This is a genomic window from Serratia sp. CY52157, from assembly GCF_052168495.1.
In the GTDB taxonomy this organism is placed as follows: domain Bacteria; phylum Pseudomonadota; class Gammaproteobacteria; order Enterobacterales; family Enterobacteriaceae; genus Serratia; species Serratia ureilytica.
Map to the genome: position 1 here is coordinate 112,562 of NZ_JBJNMO010000008.1, position 22,392 is coordinate 134,953.

The window sequence follows — 22,392 nt, forward strand, 5'->3', positions numbered from 1 at the left end:
CTGGCTCAAAAGAGCAGTTTGCCGATCGCCTCACCCGCTTCATCCGGCACCCGTCGCACTTCGCACTCCACGCCCAGTTCCGCCAGCGCGCGGAACGCGGCCACGTCGCCGTCGTCCAGCGACACCGTTTTGTGCACCTGCCGCTTCCCCTCGGCGAAGTGCATATTGCCGACGTTGACGAAACGGATCGGCACCCCGCCGCGCACCAGCGTCAACACGTCCTGCGGCGTTTTGCACACCAGAAAGATCTTCTGCCGATCCGCCGCCTTGTGGATCACGTCAATGGTTTTCTGCAGCGTGAAATAACGGGTCTGCACCCCTTCCGCCACCACCATGTCCATCAGGTTCTGCTGCACCGGATCGGCGGCGGCCTCGTCGTTGGCCACCACCACCAGGTTGGCGCCGAGGGTATTGGTCCAGGTCACGCCCACCTGGCCGTGCACCAGGCGATTGTCGATGCGGGTCATTAAAATGTTCGGCATGCTAGCGGCCCTCCGGGTAACAGGCGGCGTGGTAATCGTCGAGTACCTGCGTCACTTTATGCAGCACCCACTCCTGCGGATCGGTGCTCAACTCGCCGGCATTCAGCGCCCGCGCCTGATCCGGCAGGTACTGGCTGAGCAGCGCCAACGGCGCCGGGTTGCGGCGCAGGTTGTCCAGCAAGCCGTCGACCGCCTGCTGCACCTGCGACTGCGGCCAGTAGTAACGCACCCGATCGCTCAGGCTGTAGTGGCGATCGAGATACTGTTGGTGCGGCGTGCCGTGGTAATAGCGGCTCCACTGCTGCGGCTGCTCGCGCATCACCTGTTCCAGCGTGGCGCGCAGCTGCGACGACTGGCGTTCCCCCAGCCATTCACGCTCGATGCGATCGAGGGCGAACAGCGCTTCTCGCAGCGCAAAGGTCAGCGCCGGCCCCACTTTCAGGATGGCGAAGTGATCGCGCACCAACTGGCGATAGGCCTGCGGCGGTTGGTAATCCGTAGAGTGCGCTTCATAGATCATGCCCGGCTGCCGTTCGATGAAATGGCTCAATGCGTCGGCGCGCTGCGGCTGATAACGTTCGACGCTGTGGTGATCGAACTCGACGCCCGGCTGCACCACCAGCGCAATGGTTCGCTGCCAGGCATCGTTCAGCTCGGCTTTTTGCCAGGCGATACGGTGCATTTCCAGCGTTTGCGCCACCGCCTGCGGCGTGGTGACCTGCAGGCCCGCCAACGCCTCCTGCGCCCCGCCCGGCACCGGCACCTCGGTGCCGATCACATAGACCGGCGCTTCGCCGCCGCTCTGCGCCCAGGCGCGTTCCGCCACCGCGCACAGGCGTGCCGCACGCTCGGCGACCGCCGCATCACCCAGGGGCGAGGGATCGCCGGCGCACGACATGGAACAATCGAGATGAATTTTGCGAAATCCGGCGCGAACGTAATCGTCGATCAACGTTTCCGCCAGCGCCATCGCTTCCTGAGCCGGGCGATCCTGCCAGGCGTTCGGCCCCAGATGATCGCCGCCCAGCCACACGCGCTCGCGCGCCAGGCCAACCTCATCCGCCAGACGCCAAAGCGTATCGCGGAACTGGGCCGCCGTTTGGCCGGTATAGCCGCCGAACTGATTGACCTGGTTGGAGGTCGCTTCCACCAACACCGGCGTGCCGCGGCTTTTAGCCTGCCGCAGCGCGGCCTTCAGAACCCAGGGATGGGCGGAACAGACGGAAAAAATCCCGACCGGCATACCGGCCTTGTGCTGCTCGACAAGCTGTAACAACTGCTGCATGAAGCCCCCATGCAGGCGCCGTGCTACCGATCGGCGATGATGACCTCCACGCCCAGCTCGGTTAACGCCCGCTCGTAATCGTCCGGAAGACGGCTGTCAGTGATCAGCCGATGGATTTGTCCGGCTTCGCGAATCATGCAAAAGCTCTTGCGACCGAATTTGCTGGCATCCGCCACCGCGATAATCTCGCGCGCCACCTCGCACATCACGCGATTGAGGTGCGCTTCACCGGGGTGAGGCGTGGTGATGCCGGCGCTCAGATCGAACCCGTCGACGCCCAAAAACAGCTTGTCGAAGCGGTACTGACGCAATTGCTGCTCGGCAGCCGGGCCGTAGAGCGAGTAAGAGTTGCGGCGCACGCTGCCCCCCAGCACCATGACTTCCACCCCGTCGTTTCCCGAAAGCTCATAGGCAATGTTCAACGCGTTGGTCATCACCACCAGATCGCGCCGCCCCTTCAGGAACGGCACAATCTGCGCGGTGGTTGAACCGGAATCGAGGATCAGCGCCTCGCCGTCGCGCACATAGCCGGCCGCCGCGTTGGCGATCAGCGTTTTGACATCGCGATTCAACCGCCCTTTGTCCCGCAGCGGCCGATCGAAAGCGAATTGCTGATTGAGCATTGCGCCGCCGTAAGCGCGCAGCGCACACCCTTTTCGTTCCAGAAAGCGCAGATCGTTGCGGATCGTCACCGTGGATACTGCAAACTGTTTGCTGAGCTGTTCCACACGCACGCTGCCGTGCTCGCATAACAGATCGATGATGTGTTCACGTCGCTTTGCGGTATTCACTGGCATGAGCTGCGGTCCTCAGGTTTCCGGTATCGCCGGGGAGAAGATGGCTTTCGCTCTACTGCGCTGGCATTACAGCAAAGCGAAAGCAATGAAATTGTGATCGGGCTTACAGCCCCGTTTTAGCAAAAAAACCGCCAAAAAACCTTTCGAATCGAAACGAATCGAAAAGCCAAAAAATGGAATGGGAGAAAAATGAAATGCCATGACGAGCATGAGCGCCGGAGAGCAGCCGCACCGGCGGCGGCAGAAGTGAAAGCGCTGCAGACCCCGTCCTGTTCCATGACTTTTAGTTCGCTAAGTGACCAGGATCACATAATGGTAATTATCCTGCAGCCGGTGGGGGTCAGCCCTCTCCATCCCGCCGGGCCATCCCCTTGTCAGCACGAGCCATCTTCCCTACACTTGCGATCAGATATCGGCTCCTTGTCGGTACGTAAGCGTTAACGTCAATCAACGCATCACGCCATGCAGCGCTGATTGTCTGCATGCCCTGGTGCGAGGAACTCATGCCGCAACCCGCTTCATCTTCATCATCCATCGCGACCCCGCGTCGCCGTTTGCATCGCCCTGCTCTGCTGATCGTTGGCATCATGCTGATCGCGGCTAACCTGCGCGCCGCCCTCACCAGCGTCGGCCCGCTGCTGGAACAGATTCAGCAACAGCTGGCGTTGTCCGCCACCGCCGCCGGCCTGATCAACTCGCTGCCGCTGATCCTGTTCGCCGTCCTCTCGCCACTCACCCCGGCGCTGGCGAAACGCTTCGGAATCGAACGCACCCTGGGCTTTGCCCTCGCACTGCTGGTTTGCGGCATCGCGCTGCGTTCCCTGCCGCAAGACGCCATGCTGTGGCTGGGAAGTGTTCTGATCGGCGCCGCCATCGCCTTCGCCAATGTGGTGCTGCCAACGCTGGTGAAAAGAGATTTTCCTCATCGCGCCGCCGCGATGATAGCGGCCTATGCGGCGGTGATGTCACTGGTCGCCGCCATCGCCTCCGGTCTGGCGGTACCGCTGGCTTCCCTGGCCGATCTCGGCTGGCGCTTCTCCTTGCTGTGCTGGGGATTACCTGCGCTGTTGGCGCTGTTGATCTGGTTGCCGCAGCTGCGGCGCACAGCTACACCCGCAGCCAAAGAGCCACAATCGGCAGAGCCGCAACGCTATCGCTCTCCCTGGGGCAGCGCGCTGGGCTGGCAAGTGGCGATGTTCATGGGGCTGCAATCGATCGCCTTCTACACCATTATCGGCTGGTTCAGCGCCTTTGCCGTCAGCCACGGCGCCTCAGCCCAGCAGGCGGGCTTCGAGCTGTTCGTTTATCAGGTGGTGGCGATCGTCGCCAACTTTGTCATGGTGGTGATTTTGCCGCGGGCGCGCGATCAGCGGGCGATAGCGCTGGGCAGTTCTCTGCTGATCTTTATCGGCGTCGGGGGATTATTGGTGCAACCCGCCAGTTCACTGGTGTGGCTGACGTTTGCCGGGTTGGGAGCGGGGAGTTCGCTGGTGCTGGCGCTGTCGTTCTTTGGATTGCGCAGTCAGCATCATCATCAGGCGACGCTGCTGTCGGGCATGGCGCAATCCGTCGGTTATCTGTTGGCGGCGCTGGGGCCCACCTTATTCGGCCTGTTGCACGATCTGACGGAAGGCTGGCGCTGGCCGTTGATCGCTCTGCTATGCCTGACCGTCTTGCAAATGCTGTTCGGCGCGCTGGCCGGCCGCAGCCGCGTGATCGGCTAACGTCGCTGAGCGATGGGCCGCGCCGCTTCGGGGTCGGTATCCTGCCATAAATCTTCAATAAAGGCGCGCTGCTCATCGCTCAGCCCCCATGAAGGCGGAATTTTTGACTGCGCGCGACGCTGAGCGCCCTCACGGTTTTTAGCCTGCTTCTTGTTCACGAATCGTCTTCCTGCTTAACCTGCTAACTCAGTAACCAGTAAATCACGGCAGCGGTTAGCAGCCAGAACAGCCCACTAACGATAAACACGCATAGCCATGCTTTACGTTTGATATTTGATCCATCCTTGCTCACCACAGCGCCCCTAACCAATAGATTAAACCACTCAAAATAAAATTATTGATCTATTTTAACGATCAATAAAGTCGTTTTTTCCTATGGAAATTTAAAAAAATGCTGCTACCCATAGGTCTGCATTGCCGAATCAGCCAGAACGGCACCGTGGATATCACTGTTATCGGCAGGCGAGAACGTGTTTTGATAGGCGAACGAATGCGCAGTGTGCCACACCTTTAAAGGTCAAAATTAAACCACCGGTAAATAATTCAAACATCAATTATTTGACTGGTCGTAAGCCAAATCGGCAGCAGACAGCATTGGAGGAGGGAGAGAAAATGAAGCGACGCACTGAAATAATGCGCGGGAGAAGCGCCGGCCCGTTTTGGTCTGGCACGGGCCGACGTAAGTTAACCGATCCTGCTGACGGAATCCCGGCTGGCGTGTTCACGCTCGCTGCCGGTCAACTCGCGTAAATGGCCTGAGCGCATCTCCAGCAACCGATCGGCGTGTTCGAAATAGTGATCGTCATGGCTGATGGCGAACACCGTTTTGCCTAACGCGCGCAGCGCCGGCAACAGTTCGCGATAGAAAATGCGCCGGAACTGCGGATCCTGATCAGCGGCCCATTCATCCAACAGCAAAATATCGCGTTGTTCCGCCACCGCCAGCAACAGGGCCAGACGTTTGCGCTGCCCCTGCGACAGTTGCGGGTTGGTCACTCTGGCGCCGTCGAACTGCAATTTGCTTTTCATATTCAACCGTTCAAGCCAATGCGCGACCAGCGCCGCATCAGGTTCGCCGCCTTCCGGTCCTTGTAAACGATCGAACTGATGAAAATCGGTGAAAATCGCTGAAAACAGCCGGCGATAGTCCGGCATATCCGCCGCGGTCTGTGCGACGCCATCCAGAACGATGTGCCCGCTTACCGGCCGATACAATCCGGTCAACAGCATCGCCAGCGTTGACTTGCCGCTGCCGTTGCCGCCGATAAGAAACACCAGCTCACCGCGCCGCAGCGTCAGATTGAGCGGCCCGACGGTAAAACCGGGCTGTTGTTCCGCATCTGCATAGTGAAAAACCACGTCGCGCAGCTCCAGCGTCTGCCAGGAACGGCCAACGGCGGCTGGAAACCCCGACTGATACTCGGCCAAACGCAGCGCTTTCAGCTTGTTGAAGGCCACTTCGGCGCCGACCAGCGTCGGAAACGCCCCCACGGCCTGCAGTAAGGGCGTGCGCAAGAACAGCAGCGTCAGCGAGTAGGTCGCGGCCACCGTCGAGTCCGCCCATCCCAAACTGTTGGCCATAAAGAACACCAGCCCGATCGCCCCTAACATCATGATGTTTGACCAATTGAGCGCACTCAAATGGAAGGTATCGGCGCGAATGATATGGTAGCGATAGGCTTGCGCGTCGGGCTGATAGGCCTGCTCGTATAACGCCTGCGCCCGTTTGCGGTTCAACGTCAGTTCCTTACGGCCGTCAATCACCGATTCATAACGATGATAGAGACGCTCTTCTGACTCGCGCAAACTGGCCATATGGCGATAAACCCGTGACACCAGGCAGCCGCTACCCACCACGGTCACCGCCACCCAAACCGCCGTGACCGCCAGCATTTTCGGCGATAACCACCCCAGATAGGCCGCTGCCCCCAGGGTCAAAATCACCCCTTGCACCAATTCGGGCAAGCGCACGAAGGCGATGGTGATATTGCGGATGTCACTGGACAGACTGGCCAGCAATGAGGCGCTGCCTAACTGTTCGAGGCGCTCGATCTCGGTATCCAGAATGCGCTTCACCAGTTGCCCACGCAGCCGATAGACGAAGTAATGGCCCAATGTGGTCAGCGCCAGCTGTGAACCCAACGTGACCGCTATCAACAATGCCAGCAGGGCGAGAAACATCGGCAACACGGCCAATGGGTTGCCGCTGACGTCCATCAGATATTGATTGATAAAAGCAATGATACCGATGCCTAAACCGGCGCTGGCCATGGTCAATGCCATAACCGCCAGAAATGGCCAACGATACTGGCGATAAACCACCCGTAGCAGTTCCATGAACAAACCTCTGAAGTCGCGATCTGGCAGGCATTGTAAGCGGCGTGAGAATGAGATCAAGACGAATTCTCATCGCAGCTTATCAAGCACTGGTCGGGGGAGAGGCGTTGCCGCCTGCCGGCGGCCAATTCGCAGCATGGTTCACTCTGGGCGCTAAATATTCGCCAATTAAATAAGCCGCTAAAAAAATAGATCTATAAAATCAAAATTCATTCACTAAAAAAATAACAAAAAGAAAAAGATAAAATAAACCCATGCATTAGCAAATAAAATTATTTATTTCCTTTGCCGCCTATTATGTTCCAATGCTTTAATAAAACTTCATGATGGAAATCGCCAGTACCAGATACGCAGGAAAGGAAAATGAAAAAAAGGAAATTCCTTAGCCAGATTGAAATTGAACAACTGATTGCCGCCGTGCATGAGGGTAAAAATAGCATTCGAGATCGTTGTTTACTATTAATGTGCTTCATTCACGGCTTGCGGGTGAGCGAACTGCGATCATTACGCCTGCAAGATATTGATCTTACCTCCCATCGGATCCATATATCTCGGCTAAAGAACGGTTTTTCCGTTCAGCACCCCATTCAGCCGCGAGAACGACAGGCGCTGTTAAACTGGCTGGCCCAGCGGGCGAACTATCCTGACGCCAATTCCCCATGGTTATTTCTGTCGCGCCACGGCGGGCAAATTTCACGTCAGCAACTGTATCGCCTAATGAGAATGTACGGTGAAATGGCCGGTATTAGCGTTCAAGTTCATCCTCACATGCTGCGACACTCCTGCGGTTACGCGCTTGCAGATAACGGGGTCGATACGCGCTTGATTCAGGATTATTTAGGGCACAAAAATATCCAGAATACGGTGATCTACACCGCAACCAATGTAGAGCGATTCCGCACGATCAGCATTTAATCTTACGATGGAAATAACGGTGCAGGCGCTCATCTTCTTTTAACATGCGCATTGAGTAAGGTAAAAAATATCGGATGGGAAAATGCAGCCCGGCACGCCAACAACGGTCTAATTCAGCACTATTCCAACGCCGAGCTGCTTTCATCCATCCGCCCAGGGGAACACTTGTTTGATTGTTTTTTCAACGCCTATGCTACCTGCTTATACCCTGTCATTAACGATTAAGTCCCCTTTGACCACTTCCCGCCAAATTGTCGCGTAATATTGCCGTGCAATGAAAATAGTTCGCTGTCATTCTTCACCTGCAGTTTGCGCATGGCGCTGCATTTATGCGCGCTGATCGTCTTGATGCTGCGGCGTTGCAATTCGGCAATTTGCCGCAGGCTCATGCCGTTGAACAAAAAGGCCAACACATCAGTCTCGCAGCGAGTCAGCTTTCGGGTGAACACTTCATCTGCGCTAACCGAGGGTGCCAGAAAAGTCCCTATCTGTGGGCTCAACACTCGCTCCCCAAGCAAGACCCGATTAAAAAACTCCGCCACCAGCGGTAAAGCGTCATCTCTGGCGACGATGCTGACATTGGGCTGAGGCAACAATCGCCCTAACTCTTCTGCATTACGGCAACGGGTATAGGCAATCACCCGTAATTCGGGCAGTTGCGTGCACAGGGCCAGCAACGCTTCCCTGCCCTTAGCGGGCGTCTCATCTTCACCGTCCAGTTCGGTAATCAGCACGTCGGCCTGCTGATAGACCACGCTATCCACCACCGCACGTACGCTGGTTTCCTTTACGACGACTTTTACCTGGGTTGGCAGCGTTTTTAAAAAACTGGCCAACCCTTCCAGCGTCAATGGACATCTGTCCATTAATGCTATGTTCAGCGGTTGCTGACGCCATAAATGCATAATCTGCTCCTATGCTTGCTTGCCCACGAGACCTCGTGCGCTTGCCTAGCGAACCAAGGATGAACCTTGCGCAGCCATCCATTTCCCCTGAAGATACAGTTCCCCATCGCTGTGAAACCCCAGCTTCAACATCGCATTGCGTTTATGGGTGCTGACGGTGCGGATATCACGGCACATGGTCAGCGCCACGCTGGTCACGCTCTTACCGGAAAACAGTTGGGTCAACACATCCAGTTCCTTCGCCGTCAGCGGTTTATCGGCGCCAGCCTCATGCAATTGACGTTGGCGTACCCGGTGGCTGAAGCTGCAACTGCCTGTCAGGACTTGCTGAACACAGTGGGTCAATGCAATAGCCGGTTCCTGCTTCAGCATCAGGCCGCGAATGCCGGAAGCGATGAGCTGCCGCAACAGCCTCGGTTCATCCAATGCCGTACAGATGACAATCGCGGTGTCCGGCGAGTTTTCCCGCACCTCGGCGATCAGCTTGAATCCCTCCAATACCGACTCTGATTGACCACACAGCTCCATCACCAATAAACGATGCGGATGCTCAGTCAATAAGGCTCTCAGTTCCCCCAGATTTGCCACCTGCCGAATGTTGCCAGGTTGGAGACCACAGGATTCAATCAACCGGTTTCTCATCCCCAGAGCCGTCATGGCGCAGGGTTCCATGACAGCCACGGCACCCGCCGCTTCATTGCCCGCCGCCAAGGCCATTCCATTGGGATAATTGATTTTCATATCATCACCTTAACTCTGTCGTTAACCTTCCGCCCACGCCGGCCCTTTTGTCCCATTGCCTACTGATAGACAAAAGTGACCTGCAGAGCGCCGTCTATTGAACCTGGCGTCGATCCGCCATGGGTGCTGTATGCCCGCGCACGCAAATCGAATCTGGCATTATTCGTCGCGCGATCCACCAGTTGCGTCATGCTCTTGCCATTGCCCAGGTTGGCCCCTTGGCTATTCTGCAACTCAATTTGCACCCGACGAGAGCCGCCGTTGCTCTTGTACAAGCTGGCGCTTTCCTCGGCGGGCGTCCCGCTGAAGGTCGCGACGACAGAGGTGGTGGTGCTTGGGCAGTTTTTTAACGTCAGAGGAAACTCTATCCAGGGGCTGAAAGCCCCGGACGTCGCCAGGGTAGCAGCGGAAATATCGTCTCCCAAATTGACGGACACAGTGCCGTTCGCACCGTCGATTTCGCAGGGGGCGGCTTTAATGTTACCGCTAATCACTATTTTCGATACCGCGTGCGCCGCCGGTACGCTCAAAAGCAACGCGCCGGTCAGCGCCAGGTTGCAGCCAAAACGATTACACATTTTCACCATAATCTGCTCCTTGTCGTTAAACGCAGGGGCCCGTCAGCCCGCTGCCGTTGAAATATCCGTTTATTGGATTTCGGCCTGAATGGTTGCCGTGGCATTGAACTGCCCCACTGAAGGGGCTTGCCCGGTGGTATTGATCGGATATACGCTGATCCGCGAACTGCCGCTTTGGTCGGGATAGTAGAAGTCATCGATGGGCAAGCGCCCGCTCTGCGGCCGTATCACATTGCCCTGCATATCCTTAATCATCACGCCGATATCGCGGTTGCTGGTCTTCAGCGCCTCCGGCATGTTGCCGTCGGCCTCGCCGCGAAATGACAGGCTGACCTTGACGCCCTCGGAAATATTGCGACAAGAGAGCGTCAGCGTTCTCTCTTCCGGTGTGAAACGAGGTGGCATCGCGCCTTTCGTTTGGAAATGGGTGCTGACGATATCGCCAAAGTCGACCATCACCGTCTGGGGACTGATCTCGCAACTCTGCGGCACGGTGACGGTACCGCTCATAGAGATGGTGGAAACCGGCGTATCGCTTTTCACGCCACTCACTACCGATACATACGTTTCCACCAGTCGGGTATTCGGGATCGCCGTCACGCCAACGAAGGGCCGACGGAAATACAGGTGAATGCGCCCACGCGCGCCGCTGTTGTAGGGCGAACGGGCACAGGATTCATCATCGCCATCCATGCTGGTCTTACGGTTAGTCTCATTGGTAAAGGGTGCAGCAAGGTATTCATTGCGCTGCCCCGCCACGAAGACCTCGCTGGCGACGCCCAGATATTCGTTCAACGCGTAATACGTCAATCCGCCCTCCTGAAATACCGGGTTGGTCAACAGCATTTTGGCGGTGATGTAAGAAGCCGTGCGAGCGGTACATTCGCATTTCACATAATACGAACCGGGCAAGTTCCATGCGTTCTTATCCGCGTTCTTGATAATCCGCCCCGTCACGTTTTGCGATGGGTCGCTTAAGCTTGGGGAAAAGGCAAATGAAAAGCCGTGCGTTCCTGATATCGGCGTACACTGCCCTGGCGCCGCCTGCGCCTGCTGTACAGCCAGTATTGCGCACGCCAGCAGCCCACCGGCGATCGCCCTGCGTTGAATCGATATTCCTGTCGCCATTGTCTGCACCTTATAAACACAGTCCGTTAACGAGACGTATTCCGCCGCTCTCTGGCTGATTAGCCAATTGATAGTTAGCCTGACACTGCTGAGCCGCGTCATTGCCCCACTTAACCTGCAGCCGGCCACTCTCCGCCATGCCGGCCAAATAAACCTGCCCGCCGTCACCGACAATGCCGGCATTATCAGAGGGGCTATTGAGATTGCTGACGGTGGCGCCGAACGGCACCGGATTGCCACTGCGCGTCAGTAATGTCAGCAACACGCGGGCACCGACATCCGGATTGAAGCTGGCACGCACCACGGCGCCACGGGTTGGGATCACCGTTTGGCTGCTCAGCGTCATATCGACATCCTCGGCGAAAGACTCGCCGTCCAGGCCGACGATATTGCGCCGATAAGGCGTCAGGTAAGGCACAACCGCATAGCCGCGCCAGTCGGTGCTGACCCCGGTCTGGTTCAAAACATCCACCCCTGAAGCGCCGGGCGCCTGCACTAATGCCACCGTATCGCCCAGCGGCTGCGACAGCGTGACGCCGTTTTGGTGCACCAGAACACCGCCCTGCACGCCGTAGCTCACCTGTTGGCGATGGCGATCGTAGCCATACCCCAGGTTCCACTCGGCGAGGGCGCCTTTGTAGTCCGCCTGAATATTACCGTTCGCCCCCACGCCCCTGCCGGTGTAGCCCTGGCTGATGCTGTAGTTCAGGTTGTTGCCCGGCAAAGCGGTGCCGCTCAACCCAAGATTGTTGCTGGTGGCGCCGTTGCGGCTGGCGTTCATGTTGTAGGTGGCGTAGCTGCCAGGCAGCCATTTGCTGAGCGGCACGCTGACGTTGAAGGCCACGATATGGTCGCGAATATTGCTGCGGTTGCCGTTGTTGTCATACCCGTTCTGGCTGAAGGTGTAATTCAGTCCGTAACTGACAGCTTCCCAACTGTTGTTGTAGCTGAGGCTGACCGACTGCGAACGACGATTGTCATTCCAGTAGTCTTCGTTAAACAGGCTGAGCGACAGCGTTCCTCCCAGATCCCACAGGCTCTGGCTCATCGTCAACTCGGCACGGCTCTTTTTGTGATCGTTATAGATCGCGCTGTTGCCGCCGTAGCTCTCCAGCGCCTCTTGCAGGTTATAAAAACCACGCGTGGAATAGCGGTAGCTGGCCAAGCTGAAGTTAGTGCCGGTTTCAATGAAGTTTTTGCCGTAACGCAGGCGCCATGATTGCCCTTGCTCTTTCGGCCGAGTTTCCTGCTTGGTCCATGCCTGAGTGACATCAGCGGACAGCGCCCCCACCGCCCCCATGTTCTGCCCCCACCCCAGCGCCAGAGACTGGTACTTACTGGCGGCTTGCACGCCGCCGTACAACGTGGCCCCCCACGGCAAACCGTAGATGCCGGTGGCCTGGCTGAACGGACGTTCATCAACGCCGCCGCTGTATGAACGGTATTTCCCGCTGGTCAGGCTGTATTTGAAACGCCCTTCACGCTGCAATACCGGCACCACGGCATAAGGCACCACGAAATGTTGCTCCTGCCCGTCAGCCTCGCGCACGCTGACGTTCAGATCGCCGCTGCCGCCCGTGGGGTACAGATCGGTAATTTCAAACGCACCCGGCGGCACATAACTTTGATAAATCACGTAGCCGTTTTGCCGGATCACGATTTGCGCGTTAGTGCGCGCAATCCCGCGCACCACCGGCGAGTAGCCCTTCATACTGTCCGGCAGAATGTCATCTTCAGAAGCCAATTGCCCGCCGCGGAACTGTACGCTGTCGAACACCTCGCTGGACGTTGTGCTGTCGCCCAGAGTCAGGCGGCTTTGCAACGCAACAATATCGCGCTGCAGATAGGTATTGATTGAACGCCAGGATGAAGCGCCGCCGGTGTAGTGATTCCAGATGGAATAGTTACGCAAACGCCAGGCGCCCCAGTTGATGCCCGAGCGCAAATTGAGGTAATAGTTATTGTTGTTCTGCCGTTCGCTGCCGCGTGTTTGGCTATTGGCGCCGCTGAAGTTGTAATTGACCAACAGCGCCGGTATGCCGGAGTCCCATTTATCCGGAGAAACATAATCGCGCGCATTTAAGTTCAATGCCGCTTGCGGAATGCTCAGATTCAATCTCAGCTGATTAAACTGGAACACCGTCGAAGCCTGAGGAATGGCCTGCGCCAGATTGACGCAGCGCTCCTCCGCCGCGATCGCCGGGAACATGGAGACTCTCACCCCCAATTCGGCCAATTTTTCCGCGCTGAAACAAGGCTGCAGCGCTTGCTTTCCGCCAGCCGTCGGCATCAGCCGGAACTCGACGTCGAGACTGTCAACCTGTTCGCCGTTAAGGTAAAGATCGACCCGATAAGTGCCGGGCGCCTGGCTGTTGTTTTCCTCAAATACGGAGAGATCGGCGCCGCGCAGCGCCGGGTTGTCAATCTCCAACAGCGCCGGGTTGAAGTAATCACGCGCATGCGCTGCACCGATTGGATAAAGCAGCGCCACCTGGCAAGACATCAAACCGGCCAAAATCGATCGTGTCCCTGGTAAACCAATGCTATTCGGGTTATTCATCCTTTTAACTCCCTGTCCCGATTGGCTCAGCCGCCTAAAATTCAGGTAAGCCGAACGCCGGCCCCAGCGTTACTCCGGGGCCAAAAAACACGCATCGCGGCCCGGCTATAACGTGCCGGTATAGGTCTGGCCGGTTCCGCCATAGTCGTTGATGATTTGCCAGCTCAGGCTGCCTCCCCCACCCTGCGCCGTCGGTAACGGAAAACTGGCGGTAGCTTGCGGCGCAACCATGGTGTTGCCGGTAATGGCACTGCCGTTCAGCTTCAAATTAAAAAAGGTGAGGTAATAGGGTGAAGGGTTGGTCACCTGCAGCCGATCGCCGCTGCGCCGCCACGTTACTTTGCCGGCCGCTTCTTCCGGATTGCCGGCCAGTCCCTGGGGACGATAAATCAGCTTGATGCGGGTCTTGATCGCAATTTGCAGCGTGTTTTCTTTCTTTTCTACCGAAGGAATAGACTTCACATTCAGCCAATACAGCGATTCTCTGTCCGTCGGCAAATTGCCGCCCGCACGCACTACGCGCAGCAGGTTATTTTGGCCGCCGTCCAAGCGAAACAACGGTGGGGTGATGATAAACGGCGCTTTAGCGCTTTCCCCCTCTTGAGCATCGACCCAGGACTGGATCAAATAAGGCACCGCATCCGGATTATTGATATTCAGAGCGGACTCTTTTTTACCTCCGTCGTATATCAGCCGTGTCCCGCCCACGATCACGCCGGCCTGAGCCGGAGCCCAAAGCGCCATCAATAACGCTGCCGTCAGCGCAAAATATCCCGCTTTCATTTTGTTATCTTCCCCGATGAATAAAGAGCCAGAGACGCAGCCTCTGGCCCATTTTTCTAACGCTCACGCCGATATAACGGCGTGAATTTACTGATAGGCGATAGTGAAGTTGGCGGTGGCGTTCGCGCTACCGACGGAAACGGTATCGTAAGCGTAATAACGCGCCACAAAGCCCAGAACGTTGTCTTTGTTCTCTGCCAGCGTATATACGCGGGAATCGTTGCCGATATTGAGCACGTTGCTGGCATCATCCAGCAACTGTACGCCAACGCCACCAGCAACATCGGCGGCGTCAGTCAGCTTCAACAGCCCGGACTGGCCCTGAACTTGAGTGCCGTCAAAACGCACGGTGGCGCCGGTGACAGTCGCCGGGCAGTTTTTTAACACCAGGTTGAATGCCTTGGCACCTGCAGTATTAGATTGAATAAACGCATCTTTGGCGATCTTACCCAGAGCGACCTGCTTGTTTTGGGAGTCCGGATCGACGGTGCACGACTGATCGGTGATGCTACCGGTGATATTCAGCTTGCCATCAGCGGCAAATACGGAGGTGGTAAATGCAGACGCGGTCAAAACAGCTACAGCCAGCAGATTCTTTTTCATCCTACTTTCCTTAAAATTATGCAAAATATGCATGGTTTTATTTCCGACATATCCTTAATGTCATTCCCTTTTATTTAGTTCCACGAAGAGCAAATACCCTTGACCAAACTTATTGATGGCCTAAGGCTTATTCACCCAAACGATTCATTTTGAACTAAAGTGACTCCTTTGGTTTTTAAAACCAAAAAACAAATAAAAGACAGAATTTAAAGCCAAATAGAAAACAAAATAACCTCAAATCAGACCAAAAAACCAAGGGATTGGCCGATTGATTTAAACTGACTTTTCTTTTATTAGGATTTTGCTTAGATGGCTGGAGTGCGGAAGAAATGAAACATGAACACAACGCCATGTTTTTAAATAAGATTTTCCTTTATCAGGGAAAGTGAGCGTAGGAATATTGACATTGTTTTTACGCGTCCTTACAGTATGTTTCAGTTTAGTTCAAAGTGACTCCTTGCCGTTACTCTATTAAATCGCGCTTACCAAATTTCTTTGAAGCGCTGTGCATTACTGGCGGTATAAATCACCGTATTCTGAATATTTCGGTGCCCGAGGTAATCCTGAATTAATCGGGTATCGATACCTCGGTCCGCCAACGCAAATCCGCAACCATGCCGCAGCATATGCGGATGGGCGTTAATCTCCAGTTTCGCCACCTTACTGTAATGACGAAGCAGGCCGTAAATACGTTGGCGCGACAAACGCCCGCCCCGATTGGAAAGAAATAACCATTCCTGATCGGCCCAGCGGTGTTGCCGGCGTTTATCCAGCCAACGCCGCAAACATTGCCTTTCTCGCAGATAAAGCGGATGCACCGTGGAAAAACCATTCTTCAAGCGATGAACATAAATGTTGCCGCCTTCCAGATCGATATCCGACAAACGCCATCCCCCAATTTCACTGGCGCGGCAACCATGAATAAAACACATATAAATCAGACAATAATCGCGTTCTGGATTCTTTCCATGCAGCGTGACCTCAAGCAGTCTCTCCACTTCAGAAGGCGTCAGATGTTTACGATTAGACATACAACCTCTATTACTTTGATCGGAAAAATGTGGCTGTCATTTTCCTTTTACATCACCACAATGGACACTCAGGGTTTCCCCTGGCTATGGATAGGTTCCTGCATCCAGCGCGGAGTATAACGGATTTGCCAAACGCGAACAGTGTACAGGGATTAATCCCCCCTTCAGCGCCCCCCTTGAGGCCCCCTCATTAATGGAAACCGCAGCTCAACTGCCACCATCAGAAATAATAAGGACGGCATACTTCCCGATTCACTTTAGTTTGCGTTAATACTTCCATTTCACACATGCGCTGAAATTGGCAAACAAACCGACAAAACAAAGAAAAATCCTAATAAAATCGCGAGGCGCCATGGGTTTCAAAGCGTTATACGGCTCGTAAAAAAACGAAATAAATCCGCCGGCGCGAACGTATCTTAACCAAACCGATAAGTATTAATCTTTATGTGAATCGATAAGAGGAAAGGTCAGGGTAGGAGGAAATAAAAGTCACGATGGGGAATAACCCAGGTCTGACCGCCGCACACGGCCGCCTGGGGGGGAGAATTATTGACTGGTCATAACGTGACACAGCTCGCCAAGGGTCAGGTCAGGCCGTTCGATAAACATTTCCGCATTGAGCGTAATGCCGAACTCACGCCTAACCAGCAGCATCAACTCCATATAATCCAGGCTGTCCAACCCCAACTGTTGCAGCGGCATATCGGCCGATAGCAGCGTTCTGTCCAATCCTTTGGCTTCATACAACAGGCCGCAAATCGCCCCATACAATCGATGATACTTTTCCATATGCCCTACCATTCTCCATTGTGATTGCCGAATACCAGCGCTGCATTAGCACCGCCGAAACCGAAGTTGAGACTCATGACATTGCGCAAACGACCGCGACGATGCCCCTCGCGGATATAATCGAGATCGCATTCGGGATCGCTCTCGTGCAAATGGCAGGTTGCCGGCATCATTTGCTGCTGCAACGCCTGTAGGCAGACGATCGCCTCAAAGCTGCCGGATGCGGCGAGCAAGTGCCCGGTATAGGATTTCGTGCTGGAAATAGGTGTGCGGTAAGCATCGCGCCCCAAAGCCGCCTTGATCGCAGCGGTTTCGTTCACATCGCTTTGCGCCGTCGACGTGCCATGCGCATTGATATAGTCGATTTCATGATTGCCTAGCCCCGCCTGTTCCAGAGCCCATCGAATGGTTTTCACCTTGGCCTGCGGATCCTCCGCCGGTGCGGTGAGGTCAAAAGCGTCTGAAAAGTTGCCGTATCCCTTGACCTCCCCCAGTATTGTCGCGCCGCGCGCTAAAGCCGCCTCTCGCTCCTCAAGACACAACACGGCGGCCCCTTCCGCCAACACGAAGCCACTGCGCTCCCGGCTGAACGGGCAACTGGCCTTGGTGATATCCTTTTGCTCCCGACTCAGCAAACGCAACGCGTCGATGTTCCATATCGCGCCATTGCCGCTCAGTGATTCCGACGCGCCGGCCAACATCATTGAAGCACGGCCGCTGCGGATCACCTCAAACGCATCGCCAATCGCGATGCCGCCGGTCGCACAGGCCGCCGCCGGCGAACTTTGATAGCCCCGTAACTGCCAATGTTGGCCGCATATGGCGGTCGCAATATTGGGCATTGCGTGAAAACAGCCAAACAGCTGCCCCATGCCGGATTGCAGATAGTCCGCATTGTTTTGCATGATCTCATCCTGGCCGCCCCAGCCGCTGCCGATAATCACCCCGCAGTCCAACGACGAATAAAAATGCCCGGGCCTCACGTGGCCAGATGAAAACGCCATGTCGATCGCCTCCGAGGCGGCGACCAGCGCCAGCCTGGCGAATCTGGGCAGCCGGCGGCTTACCCGCGCGGCAACGCCTTCCAACGCCGGTTCGGCCTCCAGCAAAGCAAAAAAGCGCGCGTGGATCCCCGCCGCCGATTTATCGTGATAGCGATAGGCCAAACGGTTGGCCATGATCGCCTGCCAGTTTTGCGGCGCGTTGCCACCCAGCGCGGTGACGGCGCCGTAACCGGTGACCACCACGCGTCTTGTATTCCGTTCTTTGTCCATGCTTACTCCCCTTGCCCGGATGCGAAAGCCTCGTTGCCGCCCAGCGCCAGCCAGAGCTGCATCGTGGCGTTCAGGTAGCGATATTGCAGTGCCGACAGTGAATTCTCGCTGGCTAACACCGCCTCTTGCGCGTCCAGCAACGTTTGCAGCGCGACGGAACCGGCCTGATATTGATGGCGGGCCAATGCCACGGCTTGTCGCCCCATCGCCAGATGCCGCTGCTGATTGCCGATTTGCCGCTGCGCTTCCAGACGTTCCCGCATGGCGCTGTCTACCTCAGCCAGCGCGCGGTAAACCGCATCGCGAAATTGAATCTCCGCGCGCTGCGCCTGCAACGCCGCTTTGTCGCTGGACAAGCGCATCTTGCGCCACTCGATGAACGGCAGCGTCAACGTCGCGCCCAGCGAGCGCGAAGGTTCACTGAACCATTGGCGGAAAAGCCCGCTGCCGGCATCCAGTGCGGCATCCAGACTCAGCGCCGGATAAAAACGCAATGTAGCGGCCTCCGCACCGGCCAGCGCCGCCCGCAGGCGCCGCTCCGCCGCCTGCACATCCGGCCGTCGCGCCATCACCGCCGCCGGCAGACGTGGCGCAATGGGCACCTCGTTGATCGGTAGCGCTCGCCTTTCGCTGTATCGCAGCAAGGGTGAACGGCCGAACAACAGCGCCAGCGAGTTGCGAGCGTCTTCCCGCTGCCGTACCAGTTCATCCCGTTGATTCTCACGCGCCAATAGGTTTTGCTCCGCCTGCAACAACTCGAATCGGCCGACGTCGCCGGCGGTGTGACGTGCCGCCACCAGCCGTACAGTCTCACGCGCGAACGCCACCGCCTGTTGCTGATGGGTGACTTGCTGATTCAAATCGGCGATCTGCCAATACCCGCGAGCGGTAGCGCCGATCAAAGTCAACGCGGTATTGCGCCGATCCAACTCCGAAGCGACGGCCAGCCACTGAGCCTGCTCGCGAATGCGCGCCAGCTTGCCCCATAAATCCAGTTCATAACTCAGTGACAGCCCTGCGCGGTAACTTTCTTGCGGCCGCGCCGCGCCGCGCAATGCCTTGGTATTGCGGCCACTCAGGCTGGCGGCCAGGTCGGGGGTCGCATTGCCGGCTACCAACCCGGCCTCCAACATCGCCTCACGCCACTGCAATCCAGCCAGCGCCAGATCCTGATTCGCGATGAGCACGCCATCGATCAGCGAGGAAAGCTGCGGATCATTGAAGTTTTCCCACCAGGCGACGCCTGCCCGCAATGAACCGGAACGTTCATCGACCACGCGCCACTGCTGCGGCAACGACGGTGGCGCCGTGGCGTCGATCGGCCGCCCTCCGCAAGCGCTCAAAGACAGCATGACCAGTCCATAAATCAAAAGTCGGTTCATTCTCGCGCCAACGCCTCCACCGGCTGCAGGCGCGCGGCGGCACGGGCTGGAAAGAAGCCGAACCCGACGCCGATCAACGCCGAAAACCCGCAGGCCAGCAGCAATGGCGGCCAGGTAAAGATCATCGTCACCTGCGGCGCCAAGCCGCTCAGAATCCCTTTAACCAGCGCGGCGCAGGCGATCCCCAACACGCCCCCCAGGCTGCAGATCACCACCGCCTCAATCAAAAATTGCCGCATAATGTCTTTCTCAGCGGCGCCCACCGCCAATCGAATGCCGATCTCATGGGTTCGTTCCGTCACCGAAACCAACATGATGTTCATCACCCCCACCCCACCGACCAGCAGCGAGATGGCGGCAATCGCGGTAATCAGCAATCGCATGGAGTCGGAGGCACGCTGAATGGATTGCGTCAGTTGATCGTCAGTCAGCGTGAAAAAATCCCGCCGGCCATGTTCTACGGTCAAACGCCGGGTCACATCCCGCCTTGCCGCTTCCAACGTCAATTTTTCATTCACTCGCATCACAATCGATTCCAGCGGCATATCGCCGGCGATGCGGCCAGTCAGGGAGGTATGGGGCAGCCAGGCAAGCGGTTGAGAACCGGCGTATTGGGCGCCGCGGCGCTGCGCGACGCCGATCACCCGATAAGGCACACCCGCGATCAGCAAAACCGCGCCCACCGGATCTTGCCGGGAAGAAAACAGAGCCTGTTGCAGCAAGGGATCGATCACCGCCACCGGTGCGCGGTCACTCAGATCCTGCGCAGTAAACAGGCCACCGGAAAGCAGCCGAATGCCCTGCGTGCGGAAATACCCTTCGCCGACGCCCATCACGGCGAGCGGCACCTGCTTGCCTTCGCGCACGGCCGACAGTTGAGTGCTGATAACCGGCGAAACGCTGTCGACATAAGGCAAGGCCGCCAGCAGCGCTGCATCCCGCGCACTCAGCGAACGCGCAAAATCGGGACGCGTTTTTTCCCATCCCAATCCGGGACGAATGTCCAACGTGCTGGAGCCGAGCTGGCTGATTTCCCTGAGGATGCTTTGGCGCGTGCCTTCACCGATGGCGATGGCGGAAACGACCGCCGCAATGCCGATGATGATGCCGAGCATTGATAATAATGCCCGAACCCGATGCCCTAATAATGCCCGCCAAGCCATGCCGAGCGCCTCTCGCAGCGCCGCCCAAGGGCTCATGCGTTTCAGCGGCGCAGCCAACGCCAGCGGCCTCTCGAACGCAAAACGCTGTCGGGCGGCATCGTGGCGACGATCCGCCACGATCTCGCCGTCGCCGATCTCAATGATCCGCTGCGCCTGCTCGGCGATCCGCCGATCGTGCGTCACGATGACCACGGTGTGTCCGACAGCGTTCAGCTCATGCAAAATGGCCATCAGCGCCTGACCGCTGGCGCTATCCAACGCGCCGGTAGGCTCATCGGCCAAAATGATTTCCGCGCCGTTCATAAGAGCTCGGGCAATACTGACCCGCTGTTGCTGCCCACCGGAAAGCTGCGCCGGACGATGGCCACCGCGCTGCGCCAACCCGAGGCGAGCCAACAAATGCGCGGCCCGCAAGCGGCGCTCGGCGGCCGGCATGGCGGTATACAATGCAGGGATCGCCACGTTCTCACCGGCCGTCAGATAGGGCATCAGATGATAGCGCTGGAAAATAAAGCCGATATGCCGACTGCGGAGCCGCGCCAGGCGATTGCCGTCGGCTTGCCCAATCGCCACCCCGTTGATGTACACATCCCCCTGAGAAGGCTTGTCCAGACAACCGATAATATTCATCAACGTCGATTTTCCGGAGCCGGAGGCGCCGACGATAGCGACCATTTCTCCCCGCTGAATGCTCAGGGAAACGCGTTTGAGGACCGTGATTTTCTGCTCTCCGGCTTGAAACTCGCGCGAAACGTTCTCCAAAACGATAATGGGATCCGTGCTAGCTGACATGCTCACCCTCCGTATCTGGCTGGTGTTCCAGCAGCACTTGTTCACCCACTCTCACGCCTTCCAACACTTCCGCATAGCGGCGATCGCGCTTCCCGATGCGCACGCTGCGCGCGACAACCCGCTGGCCTTCCAACACTCTGATCTGATAGCGCTCGCCATCCAGTGCCTCTCCCAATGCCGCCATCGGCAACCGCACCACCCCCGTGGCGCGTTCGGTAATGATGAATACCTGCGCCGTCATCGCGGTGCGTAATCGACGTTCGCCGTTGGCGACGGCAAATACGCCGTTGTAATACACCGCCGCCGTTTGCTGGCTTGAATTTCTGCCCAGCGGATCGGCTTCCAGCGCTTCTGCCGGCGCTTGCTGTATCGCCCCCATGACCCCCTCATATCGGCGGCGGGGATCGGCGGCGACATAAAACCACAGCGGCTGCCCCGCCCTCACCTGCAAGATGTCATTTTCCGATATGCGGGTATGCACCATCATCGTATCCACGTCTGCCATCACCAAAATGGTCGGTGCGCTTTGCGATGAGACGATGGTTTGCCCTTCCTGAGTGACAATACCCAGCACTTCGCCGTCGATAGGCGCGGTAATACGGGTAAAAGCCAGGTTGGCTCTCGCCGTTTCCTGCGCGACTTCGGCCTGAACGATCTGCGACTCGTTCACTTTCAACTGCGCCAGTTGCGCGTCGTGCTGCGCCTGCGCTTTTTCCAAATCGCTGGCCACGCCGGCACGATCTCGCGCCAACGCCCTTTGCCGCGTCAACTCCAGTTGGTACTGCTTGAGCTGCGCCTGACTCGCCAATTTCTGCGCCTGTGCGCTGCGTAATTCGGCCTGCGACTTGCGCAGTTCGTTAAGTTGCAACGTCGGATCTATCTCGGCCAACAGCTGGCCCTGAGCCACTCTGTCCCCCGGTTTGACATACAGTTTTTTCAGTTGGCCGTTGACCTGCGCGCCAACGTTCACCTGCCGGGCCGGTTTCAAAATGCCGGTAGCCAACACGCTTTTTTCGATGTCGCCGCGATCGACGCGCGCCGTCTGCGGCGGTGATAGGTCAGGCGCCCGATTCAACCCTAACAGCCCGCCGGCCAGCCCCCCCAACACGATCGCCACCAGCGC

The 22,392-nt window shown here is 57.2% G+C and carries 21 protein-coding genes; 2 read left to right on the forward strand and 19 right to left on the reverse strand.

The window, feature by feature from the left end; genetic code table 11:
* Positions 1–5 precede the first annotated feature (5 nt).
* From agaV to agaR, 3 genes are read right to left on the reverse strand one after another with little or no spacing between them, the layout of a single operon-like run.
* Positions 6–482 carry a PTS N-acetylgalactosamine transporter subunit IIB gene (gene agaV / locus ACJ8IP_RS21665; RefSeq protein WP_004931808.1) on the reverse strand — a complete coding sequence of 159 codons (477 nt, stop codon included), beginning with the start codon at positions 480–482 and terminating at the stop codon, positions 6–8.
* 1 nt (position 483) lies between these two features.
* Positions 484–1,767 carry a D-tagatose-bisphosphate aldolase, class II, non-catalytic subunit gene (locus ACJ8IP_RS21670; protein WP_164107379.1) on the reverse strand — a complete coding sequence of 428 codons (1,284 nt, stop codon included), beginning with the start codon at positions 1,765–1,767 and terminating at the stop codon, positions 484–486.
* A gap of 23 nt (positions 1,768–1,790) precedes the next feature.
* Positions 1,791–2,564 (reverse strand): transcriptional repressor AgaR, encoded by a 774-nt coding sequence (gene agaR / locus ACJ8IP_RS21675; RefSeq protein ID WP_033644822.1) that lies wholly within the window; start codon positions 2,562–2,564, stop codon positions 1,791–1,793.
* A 503-nt stretch (positions 2,565–3,067) separates the two neighbouring features.
* Here agaR and ACJ8IP_RS21680 point away from each other — a divergent pair.
* The gene (locus ACJ8IP_RS21680) at positions 3,068–4,288 is read left to right on the forward strand and encodes a CynX/NimT family MFS transporter (RefSeq protein ID WP_442524521.1); all 1,221 of its coding nucleotides are present in this window, start codon (positions 3,068–3,070) and stop codon (positions 4,286–4,288) included.
* Here the strand turns inward: ACJ8IP_RS21680 and ACJ8IP_RS21685 are convergent.
* From ACJ8IP_RS21685 to ACJ8IP_RS21695, 3 genes are all read right to left on the reverse strand, one after another.
* A complete protein-coding gene (locus ACJ8IP_RS21685; protein ID WP_172448720.1) occupies positions 4,285–4,446 on the reverse strand; it encodes a hypothetical protein in 162 nt (53 codons plus the stop codon). The two genes, ACJ8IP_RS21680 and ACJ8IP_RS21685, sit on opposite strands and share 4 nt — an antisense overlap.
* A gap of 23 nt (positions 4,447–4,469) precedes the next feature.
* Entirely contained in the window at positions 4,470–4,583 is a 114-nt protein-coding gene (locus tag ACJ8IP_RS21690) for a YmiA family putative membrane protein (protein WP_071883595.1), read from the reverse strand.
* Positions 4,584–4,972: 389 nt separating this feature from the next.
* Positions 4,973–6,625, reverse strand: a complete 1,653-nt coding sequence (locus ACJ8IP_RS21695) for a multidrug ABC transporter permease/ATP-binding protein (RefSeq protein ID WP_047026619.1) — start codon at positions 6,623–6,625, stop codon at positions 4,973–4,975.
* Between the two features lie 363 nt (positions 6,626–6,988).
* On the opposite strand from ACJ8IP_RS21695, the gene ACJ8IP_RS21700 reads away from it, so the two are divergent.
* Complete coding sequence (locus ACJ8IP_RS21700) at positions 6,989–7,540, forward strand: tyrosine-type DNA invertase (protein ID WP_033644817.1); 552 nt, start codon at positions 6,989–6,991, stop codon at positions 7,538–7,540.
* 221 nt (positions 7,541–7,761) lie between these two features.
* On the opposite strand, the gene ACJ8IP_RS21705 is transcribed toward ACJ8IP_RS21700, so the two are convergent.
* From ACJ8IP_RS21705 to ACJ8IP_RS21765, 13 genes are all read right to left on the reverse strand, one after another.
* Positions 7,762–8,445 (reverse strand): response regulator transcription factor, encoded by a 684-nt coding sequence (locus ACJ8IP_RS21705; RefSeq protein WP_096242564.1) that lies wholly within the window; start codon positions 8,443–8,445, stop codon positions 7,762–7,764.
* Positions 8,446–8,490: 45 nt separating this feature from the next.
* The gene (locus tag ACJ8IP_RS21710) at positions 8,491–9,186 is read right to left on the reverse strand and encodes a response regulator transcription factor (RefSeq protein ID WP_047573837.1); all 696 of its coding nucleotides are present in this window, start codon (positions 9,184–9,186) and stop codon (positions 8,491–8,493) included.
* A gap of 59 nt (positions 9,187–9,245) precedes the next feature.
* Positions 9,246–9,773 (reverse strand): fimbrial protein, encoded by a 528-nt coding sequence (locus tag ACJ8IP_RS21715; RefSeq protein ID WP_223145411.1) that lies wholly within the window; start codon positions 9,771–9,773, stop codon positions 9,246–9,248.
* A 60-nt stretch (positions 9,774–9,833) separates the two neighbouring features.
* Positions 9,834–10,892, reverse strand: coding sequence for a fimbrial protein (locus tag ACJ8IP_RS21720; RefSeq protein WP_198793380.1), 1,059 nt, complete (start codon positions 10,890–10,892; stop codon positions 9,834–9,836).
* Positions 10,893–10,902: 10 nt separating this feature from the next.
* A complete protein-coding gene (locus ACJ8IP_RS21725; protein WP_123061941.1) occupies positions 10,903–13,452 on the reverse strand; it encodes a fimbria/pilus outer membrane usher protein in 2,550 nt (849 codons plus the stop codon).
* A 105-nt stretch (positions 13,453–13,557) separates the two neighbouring features.
* Positions 13,558–14,235 carry a fimbrial biogenesis chaperone gene (locus ACJ8IP_RS21730; protein ID WP_033644813.1) on the reverse strand — a complete coding sequence of 226 codons (678 nt, stop codon included), beginning with the start codon at positions 14,233–14,235 and terminating at the stop codon, positions 13,558–13,560.
* An 87-nt stretch (positions 14,236–14,322) separates the two neighbouring features.
* Positions 14,323–14,838, reverse strand: a complete 516-nt coding sequence (locus tag ACJ8IP_RS21735; RefSeq protein WP_033652146.1) for a fimbrial protein — start codon at positions 14,836–14,838, stop codon at positions 14,323–14,325.
* Positions 14,839–15,320: 482 nt separating this feature from the next.
* Positions 15,321–15,869 (reverse strand): tyrosine-type DNA invertase, encoded by a 549-nt coding sequence (locus ACJ8IP_RS21740; protein WP_033644811.1) that lies wholly within the window; start codon positions 15,867–15,869, stop codon positions 15,321–15,323.
* A 546-nt stretch (positions 15,870–16,415) separates the two neighbouring features.
* Positions 16,416–16,658 (reverse strand): acyl carrier protein, encoded by a 243-nt coding sequence (locus ACJ8IP_RS21745; RefSeq protein WP_033652196.1) that lies wholly within the window; start codon positions 16,656–16,658, stop codon positions 16,416–16,418.
* Between the two features lie 5 nt (positions 16,659–16,663).
* Positions 16,664–17,932, reverse strand: a complete 1,269-nt coding sequence (locus ACJ8IP_RS21750; RefSeq protein WP_164107267.1) for a beta-ketoacyl-[acyl-carrier-protein] synthase family protein — start codon at positions 17,930–17,932, stop codon at positions 16,664–16,666.
* Between the two features lie 2 nt (positions 17,933–17,934).
* Positions 17,935–19,284, reverse strand: coding sequence for an efflux transporter outer membrane subunit (locus tag ACJ8IP_RS21755; RefSeq protein ID WP_164107268.1), 1,350 nt, complete (start codon positions 19,282–19,284; stop codon positions 17,935–17,937).
* Between the two features lie 26 nt (positions 19,285–19,310).
* A complete protein-coding gene (locus tag ACJ8IP_RS21760; protein WP_147881122.1) occupies positions 19,311–21,269 on the reverse strand; it encodes an ABC transporter permease in 1,959 nt (652 codons plus the stop codon).
* Positions 21,259–22,353 carry an efflux RND transporter periplasmic adaptor subunit gene (locus ACJ8IP_RS21765; protein WP_233092779.1) on the reverse strand — a complete coding sequence of 365 codons (1,095 nt, stop codon included), beginning with the start codon at positions 22,351–22,353 and terminating at the stop codon, positions 21,259–21,261. The genes ACJ8IP_RS21760 and ACJ8IP_RS21765 overlap by 11 nt, the downstream gene beginning before the upstream one ends.
* Positions 22,354–22,392 lie beyond the last annotated feature (39 nt).

Excerpts from the sequence above, each read along its gene's own strand:
- ACJ8IP_RS21710 (WP_047573837.1), bottom strand. The coding sequence starts at position 9,186 with ATGAAAATCAATTATCCCAATGGAATGGCCTTGGCGGCGGGCAATGAA.
- ACJ8IP_RS21745 (WP_033652196.1), bottom strand. The coding sequence starts at position 16,658 with ATGGAAAAGTATCATCGATTGTATGGGGCGATTTGCGGCCTGTTGTAT.
- ACJ8IP_RS21695 (WP_047026619.1), bottom strand. The coding sequence starts at position 6,625 with ATGGAACTGCTACGGGTGGTTTATCGCCAGTATCGTTGGCCATTTCTG.
- ACJ8IP_RS21715 (WP_223145411.1), bottom strand. The coding sequence starts at position 9,773 with ATGGTGAAAATGTGTAATCGTTTTGGCTGCAACCTGGCGCTGACCGGC.
- ACJ8IP_RS21750 (WP_164107267.1), bottom strand. The coding sequence starts at position 17,932 with ATGGACAAAGAACGGAATACAAGACGCGTGGTGGTCACCGGTTACGGC.
- ACJ8IP_RS21755 (WP_164107268.1), bottom strand. The coding sequence starts at position 19,284 with ATGCTGTCTTTGAGCGCTTGCGGAGGGCGGCCGATCGACGCCACGGCG.
- ACJ8IP_RS21740 (WP_033644811.1), bottom strand. The coding sequence starts at position 15,869 with ATGTCTAATCGTAAACATCTGACGCCTTCTGAAGTGGAGAGACTGCTT.
- ACJ8IP_RS21670 (WP_164107379.1), bottom strand. The coding sequence starts at position 1,767 with ATGCAGCAGTTGTTACAGCTTGTCGAGCAGCACAAGGCCGGTATGCCG.
- ACJ8IP_RS21680 (WP_442524521.1), top strand. The coding sequence starts at position 3,068 with ATGCCGCAACCCGCTTCATCTTCATCATCCATCGCGACCCCGCGTCGC.
- ACJ8IP_RS21720 (WP_198793380.1), bottom strand. The coding sequence starts at position 10,892 with ATGGCGACAGGAATATCGATTCAACGCAGGGCGATCGCCGGTGGGCTG.
- agaR (WP_033644822.1), bottom strand. The coding sequence starts at position 2,564 with ATGCCAGTGAATACCGCAAAGCGACGTGAACACATCATCGATCTGTTA.
- ACJ8IP_RS21760 (WP_147881122.1), bottom strand. The coding sequence starts at position 21,269 with ATGTCAGCTAGCACGGATCCCATTATCGTTTTGGAGAACGTTTCGCGC.
- ACJ8IP_RS21730 (WP_033644813.1), bottom strand. The coding sequence starts at position 14,235 with ATGAAAGCGGGATATTTTGCGCTGACGGCAGCGTTATTGATGGCGCTT.
- ACJ8IP_RS21735 (WP_033652146.1), bottom strand. The coding sequence starts at position 14,838 with ATGAAAAAGAATCTGCTGGCTGTAGCTGTTTTGACCGCGTCTGCATTT.
- ACJ8IP_RS21700 (WP_033644817.1), top strand. The coding sequence starts at position 6,989 with ATGAAAAAAAGGAAATTCCTTAGCCAGATTGAAATTGAACAACTGATT.
- ACJ8IP_RS21725 (WP_123061941.1), bottom strand. The coding sequence starts at position 13,452 with ATGAATAACCCGAATAGCATTGGTTTACCAGGGACACGATCGATTTTG.
- ACJ8IP_RS21705 (WP_096242564.1), bottom strand. The coding sequence starts at position 8,445 with ATGCATTTATGGCGTCAGCAACCGCTGAACATAGCATTAATGGACAGA.
- agaV (WP_004931808.1), bottom strand. The coding sequence starts at position 482 with ATGCCGAACATTTTAATGACCCGCATCGACAATCGCCTGGTGCACGGC.